Source organism: Acinetobacter sp. VT 511 (assembly GCF_001077515.1).
Taxonomy (GTDB): domain Bacteria; phylum Pseudomonadota; class Gammaproteobacteria; order Pseudomonadales; family Moraxellaceae; genus Acinetobacter; species Acinetobacter schindleri.
In genome coordinates this window covers 1-871 of sequence record NZ_LFRE01000034.1, presented here as the reverse complement: position 1 = coordinate 871, position 871 = coordinate 1, and the positions used below count along the sequence as shown (strand labels likewise).

At 50.5% G+C, this 871-nt stretch carries 2 protein-coding genes; both read right to left on the bottom strand.

Annotation, left to right across the window (positions count from 1 at the left end):
- A partial coding sequence (locus tag ACS72_RS01885) for a pyruvate kinase (RefSeq protein ID WP_048881053.1) occupies positions 1-344 on the bottom strand: 344 nt, incomplete at its 3' end.
- On the bottom strand, positions 341-871 hold a 531-nt coding region (locus ACS72_RS01880), incomplete at its 5' end, for a response regulator transcription factor (RefSeq protein WP_212771676.1). The genes ACS72_RS01880 and ACS72_RS01885, both read right to left, overlap by 4 nt.

Sequence of the window (871 nt, the reverse complement as noted above, 5' to 3'; positions counted from 1 at the left end):
GCCAGGATGGTGGCATCCGGGAAGTATTTACGTACTGCGCGAGCAGATTTACCGCCCTGAGTAGCAACCACGATCAGCGGAGCATCCAGTTTTTCAGCAGTTTCAACGGCACCACGGCATACCGCTTCGGTAATGCGCAGTTTACGGTTGTCATTGTTGAACTCGAGACGGCTGTTCATCACGCGGTCGGTACGTTCGCAGATGGTCGCCATGATAGAAACCGCTTCCAGCGGGTATTTACCTTTTGCGGATTCACCAGACAGCATCACTGCGTCAGTACCGTCGAGGATGGCGTTTGCAACGTCACCGGCTTCTGCGCGAGTCGGGCGTGGGTTTTTGATCATGGAATCCAGCATCTGGGTCGCAGTGATAACGACTTTACGTGCACGGATACATTTGCAATAAGCAGCAGCACTTCCTTCTCCCGTTCAGTCAGACCTGATTCACTCTCTCTCGCTGTACGTTGTCTGATTCCCCGGGTTAACGCCTGCGACACATCACCTGTCATAACAGGCATGCCTCTATAGGCCCCTTGCAGAGCATAGATCAGTTCTTCAGCAGAGACTGTCTTCAGTACATAACTTACCGCACCCGCTTCAATCGCTTGCACAACCAGATCATCCTCCAGGAAACTGGTAAGCATCACAATTTTCATCCCTGGAAATTCAGTCATGATGGCTTTTGTTGCTTCAGCACCATTCATTACAGGCATCATCAGATCCATTAGAATCAGGTCCGGCATTTCACTACCATTTAACTTACGTAACTGATCAAGCGCATCTTGCCCGTGGCCCGCTTCTCCCATCACATGAAAAGTAGGTTCCAGCATCAGATATGTTTTCAACCCCATGCGCACCATATCATGGTCATC